Below are 15,103 nucleotides of genomic sequence, written 5' to 3'. Positions count from 1 at the left end.
GCGCTTACTCGCCGAGGAAATGCCGCGCGTAGCGCCGGTTGACCTGGCTCAGACGCAGCAGTAAGGCGAAATCGGCCACGCCGAAGTCCGGGTCCCAAGCGGGCGCGCCGCACACTTTGGCGCCGACACGCAGATAACCCTTGAGCAGCGGTGGCGGCTCTACTGCGAGGTCTTGCCGCAGGTGCTGCACCGGCAGGGCGAGACGCGGGTGCACCCGGTCTTCGATCGCGGCCAGATGGCTTTTCTGCAGTTGCGCCCAGAGGCTGGCGGCGGTATGTCCGCCGCAACGCATCGACATGCTGGCGCAGCCGATCAGCGCATCGAGCCCGTGGCGTTGCATATAGTTGGCGATGCCGCCCCAAAGCGCCATGATGACGGCGCCGCTGCGATAGTCGCGGTGCACGCAGGAGCGACCGATTTCAAGCAGGCGGGGCTTGAGGTGATATAGGCGGGTGAGATCGAATTCGGTTTCGGTGTAGAGCGTACCCACGCGCTTGGCCTGATGCGGGGGCAGGGCGCGGTAGGTGCCGATCAGGCGTCCGTCGCCGTCGCGTACCAGCAGGTGGTCGCAGTAGGCGTCGAACAGATCGATGTCGAGGCCGGGCTCGGGCGTTTTGATCTGCGCGCCCATTTCTTCGACGAACACCTTGTAGCGCAGGCGCTGCGCCTCGCGCACTTCATCGCCATGACGCGCCCAGGCAACGCTGAGACTCTGCGAGGCTTGTCCGGCTGCGGCGTTCAGGCCCGCCGCGTTGTGCTCAGTGCGCCTGTCCAGCGGACGCGCGTGTTCGTCGTCGAACATGGTCTTTCCTCCATATCGGATAGGAGCCCCAGGGCAGGGCTAGGCCCAGCCCGCCCCCCGTGGGGGTCAAGAAAACTTGGGGTGGCCCTGCGTTTTCTTGAGTGAAAGATAAGAACGCGCCGTGACAGTTCAGTGAAGGTCTCGTGAATTTGGTGTGACAGTGCAAGCAAGCTGACGAGTTGTGAGCAGGGCCTCAATCGCCCAGCAAATCCGGGCTGACGCAGGCGCGCAGACTGCGCTGGATGCCGACTTCGCGGCTGCGTTCCACCGCCCAGAGCAGGCCGCTTTTGCGCAATGAGAACTGCTGGTCGCAGCCGGTGATCCAGTAAAGCCCGGCGCGGCCGAGGATGGGTTGATGGCCCACAAGCACCAGCGCACCGCCTTCGCGCGGAAATTCGGACACCACCGAGAGCAGTTCCTCCATCGACGATTCCGGGCGCAGGCGCGGGTCGATCACCGGATAGTCGTTGAGATGCTGCGCAGTCTGGCGCGCTCGCTGGGCGGGGCTGGAAATCACCGTCCAGGGTTTGGGCAACTGCGATTTGATCCAGCCGGCGACCTGGGCCGCGTCGCGTCGGCCTTGCTTGGTGAGGTTGCGGCGCAGATCGACCTCGTCGCCCTGCGCTGAGCCCGCGGCGTCTTCGGCCTCGGCGTGTCTCCAGAAAATAACGTGGAAATTCGGCATGTTAGACAGGGAAGTGAGTGTCATTTCAATCCTTGAAGGATACATGGCAAAAATGTCATCTCACTGTAAACCACACTGAAACACTCAGTATGCGTTACATCACAAGGCTCAAAATCGGAAATAAATCAATGCTGCATCACGGCGAGAAAGACCGGAATGGAGAAGGCGCCGAGTACGGTGGACAGGCTGACCAGGCCGGCCACGTAGGGGCCGTCACCGCCCATGCGGGCCGCCAGCACGTAGGCGCTCGACGCGGTGGGCATGGCGGCGAACAGCACCAGCACCAAGGCCTGCAGCGGCGGCAGTGCAAACGCCCAAGCCAGCGCGATCGCAGACAGGGGCAGCAGCAGGTGCCGGATGCTCAAAAACCACAGGCCCACCGGCAATTCCCGGTGCAAGCCTCGCCATTGCAGACCGGCGCCCACGGTCATCAGCCCTAGTGCGATGGAGGCATGGCCGAGCCGATCCAGCGCGGGCACGATGGGCTCGGGCAGCGACAGGCCGAGGCTGTGCACCGTCAGCCCGGCCACGGTGGCGATGAGCAGGGGGTTGCGCAACAGTTCGCGCCAGACATTGCTTTGCGCATGACGCGCCAGCGCCCACACCGCCGCGACATTGCACAGCGGCACCCCTACGGCGATGAGCACCGCGACCAAAGACACCGCGGGCGGGCCGCCCACCCGATCGGCGACGGCCAGGGCAATGTAGGAATTGAAGCGAAAGGCGGTCTGCACGCCGCTGGCCACGCAACGTCGGTCGGCCTTGCGCGACCAGAAGGCCAGATACGACAGGCCGATGCCGATGAGCAGCATGGCCGCTCCCGCGATGACGAAGTCCCGCGTGTCGCCCAGACTGGCATGGCCGCGGCTGGTGGTGGAAAACAGCAGCGCCGGAAACAGCACAAAATACACCAGCCGTTCCACCCCGTCCCACACGTTGCGGTTGAGCGCGGTGAAGCGCACGAGCAGCAGCCCCAGCACGATCAGGATGAAGTCCGGCAGCAGGAGCAGGGCGTCGTGCAGCATGGGGTGGGGTCAGAGGCAGCACAGGTGCGGCAGCCCACGACGGCGGGAGCCGTACCGATTTTCAAAGCCGCGAGTCGCGTCCTTCGCCGGGGTCGGAGAATTCGTCTGCGGCTTCGGTGGGGCGGCGCTGCACCAGCACCTTGTCGATGCGCTTGCCGTCCATATCGACGATCTCGAAAGTCCAGTCGCCCCACTGCACGATGTCGCCTGTGGCCGGCAGCCGTGCGAGCAGTAGCATGAGCATGCCCGATAGGGTGTTGTAGCGCTGCTTTTCCTCGTCGGGCAGACGGGCCAGGCCCAGGCGGGTCTTGAGGTCTTCCACGGTGATGAGGCCGTCCATCAGCCAAGAGCCGTCTTCGCGCTGTATCGCCCACGGTTCTTCGGACGGATGCGACTTGAACTCGCCTGCAATGGCCTCCATCAAGTCCTGCACGGTCACGATGCCCATGGTCTGGCCGTATTCGTCGATCACCACGGCGGTGTGCTCGGGACTCTGGCGGAAGGTCTGCAGCAGCTCCAGCCCGGTCAGGCTTTCGGGCACGAAGGTCGCGGGTACGGCGGCCTTGCTCAGATCGTCGATACCCTCGCGGCGGATGAAACGGCCCAGCAAATCCTTGGTCGAGACGATGCCGACCACTTCCTCCAGCCCGCGTTTGACCAGCGGAAAGCGCGAATGCGTCGACTGCGCGATTTTGTTCAGGTTTTCGCTCAGCGGCTGATCGACGTCGAGATATTCGATCTCGTTGCGCGGCGTCATCAGCGAGGCGATCTGCCGGTCGTCGAGGCGGAACACATTGCGCACCATCTCGTGCTCCTGCTCCTCGATCACCCCGGCGTCAGAGCCTTCTTCGAGCACCTCGTTGATCTCGGCCTCGGTCATCTGCGGCATGGTGTTGTGGCGCACGCGCAGCAAGGTCAGCAGCAGGTCGGTGGAAATGGACAGCAGCTTGACGAAGGGCGCCGCGCCGCGGGCGATCCAGGTCATGGGCCGCGCCATCACCATGGCGATGCGCTCGGGCGCGAGTTGCCCCAGCCGCTTGGGCACCAGCTCGCCAATGACGATGGAGGCGAAGGTGATGATCAGCACCACGATGGCCGTGGCCGACACCCCGGCAAACTTGGGCAGCAGACCCAGCGAGATCAGCCAGTTGGCCACCGGCTCGGAAAACGCCGCCTCGCCCAAAATACCGTTGAGCACACTGATGGAGGTGATGCCGATCTGCACCGTGGACAGCAGCCTCGTGGGCTGCTCGGACAGATGCAGCGCGGTGCGGGCGTTTTCATTGCCGGCCTCCGCCAGCGCGGTCAGGCGAGCCCGGCGCGCCGTGACCAGCGCGATCTCCGACATGGCGAACAGACCATTGAGCAGAATCAGACCGAACAGAATCAGCACTTCCATGACGGGCGCTCCAGAGCGGACGAAACACGGAAAAAAGCAGTCGCCTGTGCTGCGGCCCAGCGAAGATGCAAAGAGGCACGGGGCGAGATCGGGCAGGCGGGGCGGCGGGTGCGCAAGGGCTGCGCAGAGCGCTGGGCGGTGGTTGCAAACCCGGCACAGAGCTTAGGGAACAAAGGGCCGGGTAACAAAGACGCAGGGTCAGGATCCAAGGAGTGGGTGTCGGAGCGGGCTGGCATTCGGCCTATGCTTCACGTTGGTTTGCGCAGCGGGCTTATCGCCTACGCAAACCCGCAAAACAAGATCCAAACATCGCGGAGCCCATTCCATGTCGAGTCAACAAGAGCCCCAATTAGACCAAAAACCCCAGTCGCCCTCCGAAATGCAACATTTGTCCACCCGTTTGCAACATCACCCGTATCAACCTCCAGCCGGTTTTGGTGCGGTGGAGCCCGGCGTGCACCATGCCTCCACCGTGATCTTCCCGGATGTGGCGACGATGCGCGCGCGCGACTGGCGCAGCAAGGCCGGCTATACCTACGGGCTGCACGGCACCCCCACGACGTTCATCCTGGAAGAGCGTCTGGCCGCGCTCGATGGCGGGCGCCACTGCGTGCTCTGCCCCTCGGGTCTTTCGGCCATCGCCTTGGTCGATCTCGCTTTGTTGAAGCAAGGCGACACGGTGCTGTTGCCGGGCAATGTGTACGGCCCGAGCCGCGAACTGGCCGAGCGCTTTCTCGGGGCCTGGGGCATTCAGCACCAACTCTACGAAGCCACTTGCACCCCTGAAGAACTCGCCAAGCTGATCACGCCGCAAACCCGGCTTCTCTGGCTGGAAGCGCCCGGTTCGGTGACCATGGAAATGCCCGATCTGCGCGGACTCATCGCCGTGGCACGGCAGCACGGCCTCCACACCGCCATCGACGCCACCTGGGCTGCCGGCATCGCCCTGCAGCCTTTCGAACTCGGCGTGGACGTGGTCATGCAAGCCCTTACCAAATACCAAAGCGGCGGCGCCGACCTGCTCATGGGCAGCGTGAACACCCGCGACGATGCCCTGCACGAACGCCTGCTGCTCACCCACATGCGGCTCGGCTTGGGCGTGGGCGCAGACGACGTCGCCCGCGTGCTGCGCGGCCTGCATACCCTGCCGCTGCGCTACGCCGCCCACGACGCCAGCGCGCGGCGCATCGCGTTGTGGATGCAAGACCAGCCCCAGGTGGCGCAGGTGCTCCACCCGGCGCTGCCCGGCAGCCCCGGCCACGCGCACTGGCAGCGCGACTGCACCGCCGCCGCCGGGTTGTTCAGCGTGGTGTTCGATGCGCGCTACACCGCCGCTCAGGTCGATGCCTTCGTCGACGCCTTGCAACTCTTCAAGATCGGCTATTCCTGGGGCGGCCCGGTGAGCCTGGCCGTGCCCTACGACGTGCAGGCCATGCGCCCGGCGGGACGCTGGCTGCACCAAGGCGGCCTGGTGCGCCTGGCCATCGGCCTCGAAGACCCGCAAGACCTGATCGACGACTTGCGGCAGGCGATGCAACAAATGTTCTGAACATTGTCACCCAACAGCGCCCAAACTCCGTTGAGGCTGCATAACCTAACTTTACGGGGAACCCATCATGTTTCGGCCAAGTCTGTTGATGAGCGGCGCAGTGTTGTTGTCACTACTGGGTGGTTGCGCTGTCGTGCCGCCGTCCTATTCCACGGCGTATGCGCCTGCGCAGCAGCCGAGCGATCAGCAACCTGTTTATCAGCAGCCGGGTTATGCGCCTTATGCCCAGCCGGGGTATGCCGGGGCTTATGCGTCGGCGCCGCCCGAGTATGCGCAGCAACCGGCCTATGTGCAGCAGCCTGCCTACGCGGCGCAGCCGGGCTACGCACCCGCGCCGGTGGCGCAATCGGCTTTGCCGGGCGCAGCGCTGGGGGCGGTGGCGGGCGGGCTGATCGGTTCGCGCTTCGGTGCGGGCAACGGCCGCACGGCCATGGCGGCCACGGGCGCGGCGCTGGGCGCGGTGGTGGGGGCCAATGCGGCCAATCCCTATGCCACGCAGATCACGCCGGGTACGGTGATCGGCGGGGTGGTCGGTGGGCTGGTGGGATCACGCTTCGGCCACGGCAATGGCAAGACGGCGGCGGCAGCGCTGGGTGCGGCCGTGGGGGCGATGGCGGGGTCGCAGTATCCGGCAATCACCCTGCCATGATGCTGCCGTAATGCGGCTTTGAGGCCCGTTTATTCAAACCAGTGCAGCAGACTGTCGAGGCCGCCATGGTCGATAGCGGCGGTGGCGGCTTCGCGTACCTTGGGTTTGGCGTGGTAAGCCACGCTGAAGCCCACCGCATTCATCATGGGCAGGTCGTTGGCGCCGTCGCCAATCACCAGCACTTCGCCGGGATCGCAGCCCAGGTCGTCGCAGAAGGCGAGCACGGCCTTTTTCTTGGCTTCGCCGTCGATGATGTCGCCTTTGAGCGTACCGTCGAGCGCCTCGCCCTTCACGCCCAGCACATTGGCGGCCACGCGGTCGAAGCCTAGGCGCTGTTTGAGCCGGTCGGTGAAGTAGGTGAAGCCGCCGGTGACGAGCTGGGTTTTCAGTCCGGCCGCCAGGGCTGCGGACAGCAGGGTTTCGGCGCCGGGGTTCAGGCGCAGGGTGTCGGTGTAGAGGGTGTCGAGTGAGGCAAGCGGCACGCCAGTGAGCAGGGCCACGCGCTGGCGCAGGCTGGTGGCGTAGTCGGCGATCTCGCCGCGCATGGCGGCGGCGGTGATGGCGGCGATCTCGTCTTTCTTGCCGACGGCGGCGCCGATTTCATCGACGGTCTCGATGTTGATCAGCGTGGAGTCCATGTCCATGGCCAGCAGCTTGAAGTCGCCCAGATGCAGCCCGGCGGGCACGATGGCCCAGTCGATATGGTGCTCGCGGCAATAGGCATCGAGTGCGCGGCGCATGCCGGGGCCGGCGCTGCGGATGTCGCGCAGGCGCGCGCCGTTATGGCCGCGGTTGGGGCCGTGGTCGTCGGCAAATTTTTCCAGACTGATCGGCGCGGCGATGTGGCAGAGATGGTCGAGGTTGTCTTGCGAGAGCGGGGCGGTGTGGCGCTGAATGACGAGGTGGTACATGGTGTGTGCGTGTGCGGATGCGATGGGGCTGTGGGGAGGTTTGCGTCGGACTTTACGCCAGCGCCTCAGGCAATCGCCACCTCGGCCCGCGGCGCGCCGAGTTGCTTGAGGGTGTCGCGGATGAGCTGGGCGCGCTGCGTGGCGTCTTTGGTCGGGCGTTCGATGCGCAGTCGGTCGTTGCCGGTGAGCTTGATGTGGCGGTTTTTCTGGATGAGGTCGATGATGCGGGCGGCGTCCACCGGGGCGTCCTTGCGGAAGTGCAGAATGGCCACTTCTTCGGCCGCATCGATCTTGGTGATGCCGTAGCTCTGCGCGATCAGCCGCAGGCGGTGCGTGTCCACCAGCGCCTGCGCGGGCGGCGGCAGGCGGCCGAAGCGATCGACGATTTCCTCGGCCACGCTGTCGAGCTGGGCGCTGGTGGCGGCGCTGGCCAGTCGCTTGTAGAGCGAAAGCCGGGCATGCACGTCGCCGCAATAGTCGTTGGGCAGCAGGGCGGGCACATGAAGATTGATCTCGGTGGTCACGCCCAGCGGGTTGAGCAGGTCGGGCTCGCGGCCTGCGCGCAGCGCCTTCACGGCCTCGCCCAGCATGTCGTTGTAGAGCTGGAAGCCGATCTCCTGCATATTGCCCGATTGCTGCTCGCCCAGCACTTCGCCGGCGCCGCGAATCTCCAGGTCGTGCATGGCCAGATAGAAGCCCGAGCCCAGTTCTTCCATCTGTTGAATGGCTTCGAGCCGCTGGCTGGCCTGCTTGGTCAAACTCTGCACATCGGGCACCAGCAGATAGGCGTAGGCCTGGTGATGCGAACGCCCGACGCGGCCGCGCAACTGGTGCAGCTGCGCCAGGCCGAACTTGTCGGCCCGCGCCATGACGATGGTGTTGGCGCTGGGCACGTCGATGCCGGTTTCGATGATGGTGGTGCACAGCAGAATGTTGAAACGCTGGGCGTGGAAGTCGCGCATCACCCGCTCCAGATCGCGCTCGTGCATCTGGCCGTGGGCGATTTCGATGCGCGCTTCGGGCACCAGTTCTTCGAGCTGGCGACGGCGGTTTTCGATGGTCTCGACTTCGTTGTGCAAGAAGTACACCTGACCACCGCGCTTAATTTCGCGCAGGATGGCCTCGCGCATCACGGCGCCGCTTTCGCTGCGCACGAAGGTCTTGATCGCCAGCCGCTTCTGCGGCGCGGTGGCGATCACGCTCAGATCGCGCAGCCCTTCGAGCGCCATGCCCAGGGTGCGCGGAATGGGCGTGGCGGTGAGGGTGAGCAAATCGACCGAAGCGCGCATGGCCTTGAGCGCCTCTTTGTGGCGCACGCCAAAGCGGTGCTCCTCATCGACGATGACCAGGCCGAGCCGGTCGAACTTGACCGTGGGCGACAGCAGCTTATGGGTGCCGATGACGATGTCCACCGTGCCGCGCGCCAGGCCGTCGAGTGCGGCGCTGATCTCCTTGGTGCTGCGAAAGCGCGACATCTCGGCAATGCGCACCGGCCAGTCGGCGAAGCGGTTGCGGAAGGTTTCGCAGTGCTGCTCGGCGAGCAGGGTGGTGGGCGCGAGCACGGCCACCTGCTTGCCGCCCATCACCGCCACGAACGCGGCGCGCAAGGCCACCTCGGTCTTGCCGAAGCCGACGTCGCCGCAAACTAGGCGATCCATCGGCTTGGGAGAGATCATGTCCTGCACCACCGCATGGATGGCCGCGGCCTGATCGGGCGTCTCCTCGAAACCGAAACTCGCGGCGAAGGCTTCATAGTCCTGCGGCGAATAGCGGAAGGCATGGCCCTGATGTGCGGCGCGGCGGGCGTAGATGTTGAGCAGCTCGGCGGCGGCGTCGCGTACCTGTTCGGCAGCTTTGCGCCGGGCCTTGTCCCACTGGCCCGAGCCGAGGGTGTGCAGCGGTGCGTCTTCCTGCGCCGCGCCGCTGTAGCGGCCGATGAGATGCAGTTGCGACACAGGCACGTACAGCACCGCATCGTTCGCATAGACCAGATGCAGAAACTCCGCGGGGCCGTCGCCCAGATCGAGCTCGGCCAGGCCCTGATAGCGGCCGATGCCGTGGTTGGCATGCACCACCGGGTCGCCGGGCTGCAGCTCGGCGAGGTCGTGGATCAGGGCATCGACATTGCTGGCCTGCTCTTGCTTGCGGCGCCTGCGCTGGGCCGGGTTGAGGGCGAACAGCTCGGTCTCGGTGAGCACGGCCAATCGGTCGGCGGGCAGCGAGAAACCCCGCGCCAGCGGCCCGACGGCCAGGGCGAAGCCGGTGGTGCCCTGTACGAATTCGTCCCAGCTCTCCGCGGGCTGGGCCGACAAGCCGGACTCCTGCAACAGCTCGCGCAGGGTTTCGCGGCGGCCGGCGGATTCGGCCAGCAGCAGCGCGCGCCGGTGTTGCGGGCGGCCCTCTTCCAGCCATTGCGCCAGGCGCGCCAGCGGGCGGGAGGCGCGGCGGTCGGCGCTGATGTCGGGTAGCTCGGCGCTGGTGGGTTTGTCGGTCTGCGGCGCATCGGCCTTGGGCCGCAGCGCAAGCTGGGCGAGGGGTTTGATGCGGCTGAAGAACGCTTCTTCACTGAGAAAAAGCTGGTCGGGAGCGAGGGCGGGGCGCTCCGGGTCGTGCCGCAACAGACGGTGGCGCTCCTGCGTATCGGCCCAGAACTTCTGGATGGCGGTGGAAATGTCGCCATGCAGCACTACGCGGGTACGTTCGCCCAGATAGTCGGGCAGGGTGGCGGTGTGCTCGAAGAACAGAGGCAGGTAGTACTCGATGCCGGGCCCGGCGACGCCGCTTCCCATGTCTTTGTAGAGCGGGTTGCGGCTCGGGTCGCCCTCGAACACCTCGCGCCAGCGGGCGCGAAAGCGCTTCTGCGCCGCATCGTCGAGCGGAAACTCGCGGCCCGGCAGCAGCCGCACCTCCTTGACCGGGTAGAGGCTGCGCTGGGTGTCGGGGTCGAAGGCCTGGATGGCGTCGATGGTGTCGCCGAATAGATCGACGCGGTAGGGCACGGGCGAGCCCATGGGATGCAGGTCGATGAGACCGCCGCGCACCGCGTATTCGCCCGGGGCCATCACCTGGCTGACGTGGTTGTACCCGGCCAGAACGAGCTGGGCGCGCAGCGCGGCTTCGTTGAGCGCCTCGCCCTGGCGGAAATCGAAGGTGTAGGCCGCAAGGAATTCCGCCGGGGCCAGACGCTGGATGGCGGTATTGGCCGGGGCGATGACCACGTCGATCTGCTGGTTGTGGATGGCCCAGAGCGTGGCCAGCCGCTCGGAGATCAAATCCTGGTGCGGCGAAAAGCTGTCGTAAGGCAGGGTTTCCCAGTCGGGCAGCAAGCCGACGCGCAACTGCGGGGCGAACCACTGCAACTCGCCGAGCAGACGCTGGGCATCGGCTGCGTCTGCGGTGACGACGAGCCAGGGCGCGGCGTCATCGCGCGGCGCGCACAACTCGGCCAGCAGCAGGGCATCGGCACTTCCGGCGGGTAGCGGCCAGCTCACACGCTGGCCGGGCTTGAGCGCGGGCACTTGCGCGCGCAGGGCGTGGACAATAGACATTGTTCAAATTTTCGCCCAAAGTCGTGGGCGCCCGTGTGTCTCGATGCAAATACCGCCCGCTTCTCCCGCCCGACCCTCCCGTTGCCATGCCGTGATTCCGAGCGCGGGCAGCGGTTCGCGCCTGCCTGGCGATGCGCCCAAGCAATACCGGCGTCTGCTGGGCGAGTCGGTGGTGCAGCACACGGTGCGGGCTTTTCTGCAGACGCCGCGCATCGCCTCGGTATCGGTGGTGGTGCAGGAGGGCGACGTGTGGGCGGCCGACGCCTTGCAGCCCGATCCCCGGCTGCATCTGGTGCCACGCGGCGGCGCGACTCGGGCGCACAGCGTACTCGGCGGGTTGGAGGCCTTGCTAGACGCGGGCGCGCCGCCCGACGACTGGGCGCTGGTGCACGACGCAGCACGCTGCTGCATCACCCCCGAGCTGATCGACCGCCTGATCGATGCCTGCCTGGAGGATGACGTCGGCGGCCTGCTGGCGCTGCCCCTGCCCGATACCCTCAAGGCCGCCGATTCCGCAGGCCGCGTGGCCTGCACCGAGCCACGCGAGGGCCGTTGGCTGGCGCAGACGCCGCAGATGTTCCGCATCGGCGCGCTGCGCGATGCGCTGCGGGCGGCGATTGAAGCTAACGCGCCCCCGCCGCCGGGCCGCCCCAAGGCGGGGGCAGCCCCCTCGGGGGGCAGCGAGCGCACAGCGGGAGCGTGGGGGCAACAATTCCCGCCGCCGGGCCGCCCCAAGGCGGGGGCAGCCCCTTCGGGGGGCAGCGAGCGCGCAGCGGGAGCGTGGGGGCAACAATTCCCGCCCACCGACGAAGCCGGTGCGATGGAGCACCAGGGCGCGCGACCGCTGCTCGTGCCTGGCGCGTCGTGGAATTTCAAGATCACCTATTCCCCCGACCTCGAACTCGCGCAGGCCTTGCTCGCCGCACGTGCAGGAGCCAACCCATGACGCAAATCCGCATCGGCGAGGGCTATGACGTCCACGCTCTCGTTCCCGGCCGCAAACTCATCATCGGCGGCGTGACCATCCCCCATCCCCTCGGCCTGCTCGGCCATTCCGATGCCGACGTGTTGCTGCACGCCATCACCGACGCCTTGCTGGGCGCGGCCGGGCTGGGCGACATCGGCCAGCATTTCCCCGATACCGACGCGCGCTACCAGGGCGCAGATTCGGGCGAACTGCTGCGGCAGGCGCGCCAGAGCGTGCTGGCACAAGGCTGGGCGATCAGCAATGTGGACTGCACCGTGATCGCGCAGGCGCCCAAGCTCGCACCGTATCGCGACGCCATCCGCCAGCGCATCGCCGCGCTGCTGGAACTGGACGCAGCGCAGGTCAACGTCAAAGGCAAGACCACCGAGCGTCTGGGCTTTGTCGGCCGGGGCGAAGGCATCGCCGCCAGCGCGGTGTGCCTGCTGCAGCGCGATTGACGAACGCCACCGAACAAGGACCGAACCATGCACAGGTCTCGTTTCATCCACCGCATCGCCTTGGCTTTTGTACTGGCCAGTTCCAGCGCGGCCTGGGCCGCGCAGCCCGAGGTCAATACCGGCCTGCCGCTGGTGCGCCTGCAGATCGGCGACCACACCGTCACTGCCGAAGTGGCTTCTACCCCCGAGCAGCAGCAGACCGGGCTGATGAACCGCCGCAGCCTGCCCGCGAATCGCGGCATGGTGTTCGTGTTCGCTCAGTCTCAGCCGGTGTGCATGTGGATGAAAAACACGCTCATTGCCCTGTCGGTCGCCTTCATCACCACGGACGGCCGCATTGTCAATATCGCCGACATGCAGCCGCAGACAGAAGACGTGCACTGCGGCCAGACCGATGTGCGCTATGCGCTGGAAACCCCGCTGCACTGGTTTGCGCAGCACGGCATCCGGCCGGGTGCGCGCGTGCTGGGGCTGCCCGCACCAAGCCGCTGACGCGATACAAGTGGTGACAACTGCGCGCGGTGCAGTTGTCACCGGGCAGGCAGGACTTTCGTTGATTCGACACGGCCGCCATCCTTCTCGTCGAATTTCAAAGGAAGTCCATCATGCACTCTTTTCTGCATCATTCTCAAGAAAACGCCGGGCCGCCCCAAGTTTTCTTGTCCACCTCGCAGCTTGCAAGCTGCTCGGATTCAGCTCCGTCCAAGCTGCCGCAGGGCAGCTTGGAGCCGCGGGCCTCATCCCCCGCGGGGGGCGGGTCGGCGAGCCGACCCTGGGGGCGCTCTCTAGCAAACGCCGGGCACTGGAAGCCGTTGGCGCTCGGTCTGCTGGCTGCCAGCGCTTTGCTCACCGCGCCGCTGGCCATGGCCGAAACACCCTGGCAGGCTGCCCATCCGGCGCGTGCCGAAGTGCTCCAACGCGCCAATCATCTCGATCAGCGCATTGCCTACGCAAGATGGACCGGCGCCCTCACACCCTGGCGGGCCGCCGCGCTGCAACATCAGGTGGCGCAGGTGCGCTGGCGGCAGGACGTGCTGGCGCGAGCTCAGGGCGGCGCGCTGGTGCGTTCCCAGTATTGGGCGCTGAACCGTCAGGAAGACGCCATCAGCCGGGAGATCACACCATGACGCGCGCCATGAAAGTCTTGGGGCGCGTCGCACGCTCGCGCCGCCTGCAACTGATTTCAGTGGCGGTCGCAGGGAGTCTGCTGCTCGGCGGGTGTTATGTGGCGCCTCTTGCTCCGGCGCGGGTTTCAGGGGCGGTGATCGTGCGGCCGGAAGGCGGCGGCTGTTGGCACCCCGGCTGGCGCGGCCCTTATGGCGCTTGGCATCCGGCCCATTGGGGCGTGTGCGGTTGAACGGAGCGCTCATCATGGAACATCGTTTGCACGCTGCCGGGCGGCTGTCGCGCCGCCGTTTCATCGGGGGGCTTGGCGCTGCGGGGCTGGGCTTGTGGGGTTTGGCGCCGGCTGCCCTGTCGCAAACCTTGCAGACCGCTGACGAGGCTGGCCCTGCTGCGCTGGACGCCGCTGCGCAGGCCGATCCGGTGACCTTTCTCGACCGGGTGAGCTGGGGCGCCAGCGCGGAGCAACTGCAGGCGCTGTCACGCCTGGGCGCCACGGCCTATCTGGACCTGCAACTGCGCGTTCAGCCCGGTGCTGCGCCGCCATCCGAGCTGGCGGCGCGGCTTGCCGCCTTGCCGGTGAATCAGCCGCTTCAAGCGCTGATTCCGCCCATCGTGCGTGAACAACGCGCCTTGTTCCAGGCCCGCAAAAATGACCCGCAGGCCGCTGCCGATACCGAGGCCCGGCTGAAGGCGCTCAACCGCTTCAAATATGCGCTGGCGCAACAGGCCGCGGCGCAACAGGTGTGGCTCGGTCTGTACGCCCCCAGTGCCCTGCAGCAGCGGCTGAGCTGGTTCTGGCTGAATCATTTCAATGTGTTCCGTGGTGGCAATATCGGCCCGATGATGGGCGATTACACCCAGCGCGTCATCGCTCCGCACGCGCTCGGCCGCTTTCGCGATTTGCTGCGCGCCACGATGTTTTCGCCGCAGATGCTGCTGTACTTGAACAACGCGCAAAACGCCCGCGGCCATGTGAACGAAAACTATGCGCGCGAAGTCATGGAGTTGCACACCCTGGGCGTGGGCAGCGGCTACACCCAGACTGATGTGACCAACCTCGCCCGCGCACTCACCGGCCTGGGCGTCGACCTGATGGATCAGCCGGTGCGGGTGCGCCCGGCCCTGCGCGCCGATGTTTGGCGGCAGGGGTTGGTGGTGTTCAACCCCGCGCGGCACGACCCCGACCCCAAGACGGTGCTGGGCTACACCCTGCAAGGCCACGGCCTGGAAGAGATCGACGAGGTCATCACCCTGCTGGCCGACCACCCCGCCACCGCGCGGCACGTCAGCACGCAACTGGCGCAGTACTTCGTCGCCGATCCCGCTCCGCCCGCTCTGGTCGATGTCATGGTGCGGCGCTGGCAGGCCAGCGGCGGTCAGATGGCCGAAGTGCTGCGCGCGATGTTCACCAGCGCGGCATTCGCCGCCAGTCTGGGCCAGCCGCAGTTCAAAGACCCGATGCGCTATGTGCTGTCGGCGCTGCGCGCCAGCCTGGGCGAGGAACCGATCCGCAACCCGCAGCCGGTGCTCGGCATGCTGGCCCGCCTGGGCGAGCCGCTGTTCGGGCGCCAGACGCCCGACGGCTACCCGCTGAACGCGAGCGCCTGGGACGGCTCGGGCCAGCTCACCGCGCGCTTCGAAGTGGCGCGGCAGATCGGCAGTGGCGCACCGGCGATGTTCGAGCCGCCGCCCGCTTTCCTGCAGCAGAGCGCGCCGCTGGTGGCCGCAGAACCTGACGAAGCAATGGCCGCGATGACAGCTCCCCAAGCCGCGCCCAAGCCGCCCCTCCGTCCCCCGCCCGATCTCGCGCGCAGCCCGGTCTATCTCGCCCAGCAAAACCAGCTCAGCATCGCCACCTTGCGCGCGCTGGCGCAGGCCGACAACCGCCTGCGCTGGAACACGCTGTGGCTCTCATCGCCCGAATTCATGAATGCGTGAATGCCCCCCGAAGCCTCGCCGCACTCGGCTCTCCCCCCAGGGGGGAG

14 protein-coding genes are annotated in these 15,103 nt (G+C 66.7%); 8 read left to right on the top strand and 6 right to left on the bottom strand.

Annotated features, from left to right (window positions below; translation table 11 throughout):
• Window positions 1-4: 4 nt before the first annotated feature.
• From ABT24_RS03565 to ABT24_RS03550, 4 genes are all read right to left on the bottom strand, one after another.
• Window positions 5-802 (bottom strand): GNAT family N-acetyltransferase, encoded by a 798-nt coding sequence (locus ABT24_RS03565; RefSeq protein ID WP_276731602.1) that lies wholly within the window; start codon window positions 800-802, stop codon window positions 5-7.
• A gap of 193 nt (window positions 803-995) precedes the next feature.
• Complete coding sequence (locus ABT24_RS03560) at window positions 996-1,511, bottom strand: SixA phosphatase family protein (protein WP_050985938.1); 516 nt, start codon at window positions 1,509-1,511, stop codon at window positions 996-998.
• Window positions 1,512-1,612: 101 nt separating this feature from the next.
• Window positions 1,613-2,512, bottom strand: a complete 900-nt coding sequence (locus tag ABT24_RS03555; RefSeq protein WP_276731598.1) for an AEC family transporter — start codon at window positions 2,510-2,512, stop codon at window positions 1,613-1,615.
• Window positions 2,513-2,573: 61 nt separating this feature from the next.
• Entirely contained in the window at window positions 2,574-3,911 is a 1,338-nt protein-coding gene (locus ABT24_RS03550) for a hemolysin family protein (protein ID WP_013106074.1), read from the bottom strand.
• A 379-nt stretch (window positions 3,912-4,290) separates the two neighbouring features.
• Here ABT24_RS03550 and ABT24_RS03545 point away from each other — a divergent pair, with 379 nt between their 5' ends.
• On the top strand, window positions 4,291-5,460 hold the full coding sequence (locus ABT24_RS03545) for a cystathionine beta-lyase (protein WP_276731595.1): 1,170 nt from the start codon (window positions 4,291-4,293) through the stop codon (window positions 5,458-5,460).
• Between the two features lie 67 nt (window positions 5,461-5,527).
• Window positions 5,528-6,109, top strand: a complete 582-nt coding sequence (locus tag ABT24_RS03540; RefSeq protein WP_276731592.1) for a glycine zipper 2TM domain-containing protein — start codon at window positions 5,528-5,530, stop codon at window positions 6,107-6,109.
• Window positions 6,110-6,138: 29 nt separating this feature from the next.
• Here ABT24_RS03540 and serB read toward each other — a convergent pair whose 3' ends face one another.
• Both serB and mfd read right to left on the bottom strand, forming a co-directional pair.
• Window positions 6,139-7,020, bottom strand: coding sequence for a phosphoserine phosphatase SerB (serB, locus tag ABT24_RS03535; protein WP_276731590.1), 882 nt, complete (start codon window positions 7,018-7,020; stop codon window positions 6,139-6,141).
• Between the two features lie 65 nt (window positions 7,021-7,085).
• Window positions 7,086-10,568: a transcription-repair coupling factor gene (mfd, locus tag ABT24_RS03530; protein ID WP_276731588.1), complete on the bottom strand. Its 3,483-nt coding sequence runs from the start codon at window positions 10,566-10,568 to the stop codon at window positions 7,086-7,088.
• Between the two features lie 91 nt (window positions 10,569-10,659).
• Between mfd and ABT24_RS03525 the strand changes: the two genes are divergently transcribed.
• From ABT24_RS03525 to ABT24_RS03500, 6 genes are all read left to right on the top strand, one after another.
• A complete protein-coding gene (locus tag ABT24_RS03525) occupies window positions 10,660-11,514 on the top strand; it encodes an IspD/TarI family cytidylyltransferase (RefSeq protein ID WP_276731585.1) in 855 nt (284 codons plus the stop codon).
• The gene (gene ispF / locus ABT24_RS03520) at window positions 11,511-11,993 is read left to right on the top strand and encodes a 2-C-methyl-D-erythritol 2,4-cyclodiphosphate synthase (protein WP_013123306.1); all 483 of its coding nucleotides are present in this window, start codon (window positions 11,511-11,513) and stop codon (window positions 11,991-11,993) included. The genes ABT24_RS03525 and ispF overlap by 4 nt, the downstream gene beginning before the upstream one ends.
• Window positions 11,994-12,020: 27 nt before the next feature.
• Entirely contained in the window at window positions 12,021-12,485 is a 465-nt protein-coding gene (locus ABT24_RS03515; RefSeq protein ID WP_276731582.1) for a DUF192 domain-containing protein, read from the top strand.
• Between the two features lie 113 nt (window positions 12,486-12,598).
• Window positions 12,599-13,120: a hypothetical protein gene (locus ABT24_RS03510; protein ID WP_276731580.1), complete on the top strand. Its 522-nt coding sequence runs from the start codon at window positions 12,599-12,601 to the stop codon at window positions 13,118-13,120.
• The gene (locus ABT24_RS03505; RefSeq protein ID WP_276731577.1) at window positions 13,117-13,350 is read left to right on the top strand and encodes a hypothetical protein; all 234 of its coding nucleotides are present in this window, start codon (window positions 13,117-13,119) and stop codon (window positions 13,348-13,350) included. Before ABT24_RS03510 ends, ABT24_RS03505 begins: the two co-directional genes overlap by 4 nt.
• A gap of 14 nt (window positions 13,351-13,364) precedes the next feature.
• The gene (locus ABT24_RS03500; RefSeq protein WP_276731575.1) at window positions 13,365-15,056 is read left to right on the top strand and encodes a DUF1800 domain-containing protein; all 1,692 of its coding nucleotides are present in this window, start codon (window positions 13,365-13,367) and stop codon (window positions 15,054-15,056) included.
• The last annotated feature ends 47 nt before the right edge of the window (window positions 15,057-15,103 follow it).

Origin of the sequence: Thiomonas sp. SCN 64-16, from assembly GCF_001725585.1 — a bacterium.
Classification (GTDB): Bacteria; Pseudomonadota; Gammaproteobacteria; order Burkholderiales; family Burkholderiaceae_C; genus Thiomonas; species Thiomonas arsenitoxydans.
This window is presented reverse-complemented; position numbering and strand designations above follow the sequence as displayed.

Bases quoted from the DNA above. Each gene is read 5' to 3' on its own strand.
- ABT24_RS03540 (WP_276731592.1), top strand. From the start codon at position 5,528: ATGTTTCGGCCAAGTCTGTTGATGAGCGGCGCAGTGTTGTTGTCACTA.
- ABT24_RS03555 (WP_276731598.1), bottom strand. From the start codon at position 2,512: ATGCTGCACGACGCCCTGCTCCTGCTGCCGGACTTCATCCTGATCGTG.
- ABT24_RS03515 (WP_276731582.1), top strand. From the start codon at position 12,021: ATGCACAGGTCTCGTTTCATCCACCGCATCGCCTTGGCTTTTGTACTG.
- ABT24_RS03565 (WP_276731602.1), bottom strand. From the start codon at position 802: ATGTTCGACGACGAACACGCGCGTCCGCTGGACAGGCGCACTGAGCAC.
- ABT24_RS03510 (WP_276731580.1), top strand. From the start codon at position 12,599: ATGCACTCTTTTCTGCATCATTCTCAAGAAAACGCCGGGCCGCCCCAA.
- ABT24_RS03560 (WP_050985938.1), bottom strand. From the start codon at position 1,511: ATGACACTCACTTCCCTGTCTAACATGCCGAATTTCCACGTTATTTTC.
- ABT24_RS03550 (WP_013106074.1), bottom strand. From the start codon at position 3,911: ATGGAAGTGCTGATTCTGTTCGGTCTGATTCTGCTCAATGGTCTGTTC.
- ispF (WP_013123306.1), top strand. From the start codon at position 11,511: ATGACGCAAATCCGCATCGGCGAGGGCTATGACGTCCACGCTCTCGTT.
- ABT24_RS03500 (WP_276731575.1), top strand. From the start codon at position 13,365: ATGGAACATCGTTTGCACGCTGCCGGGCGGCTGTCGCGCCGCCGTTTC.
- mfd (WP_276731588.1), bottom strand. From the start codon at position 10,568: ATGTCTATTGTCCACGCCCTGCGCGCGCAAGTGCCCGCGCTCAAGCCC.
- ABT24_RS03545 (WP_276731595.1), top strand. From the start codon at position 4,291: ATGCAACATTTGTCCACCCGTTTGCAACATCACCCGTATCAACCTCCA.
- serB (WP_276731590.1), bottom strand. From the start codon at position 7,020: ATGTACCACCTCGTCATTCAGCGCCACACCGCCCCGCTCTCGCAAGAC.
- ABT24_RS03505 (WP_276731577.1), top strand. From the start codon at position 13,117: ATGACGCGCGCCATGAAAGTCTTGGGGCGCGTCGCACGCTCGCGCCGC.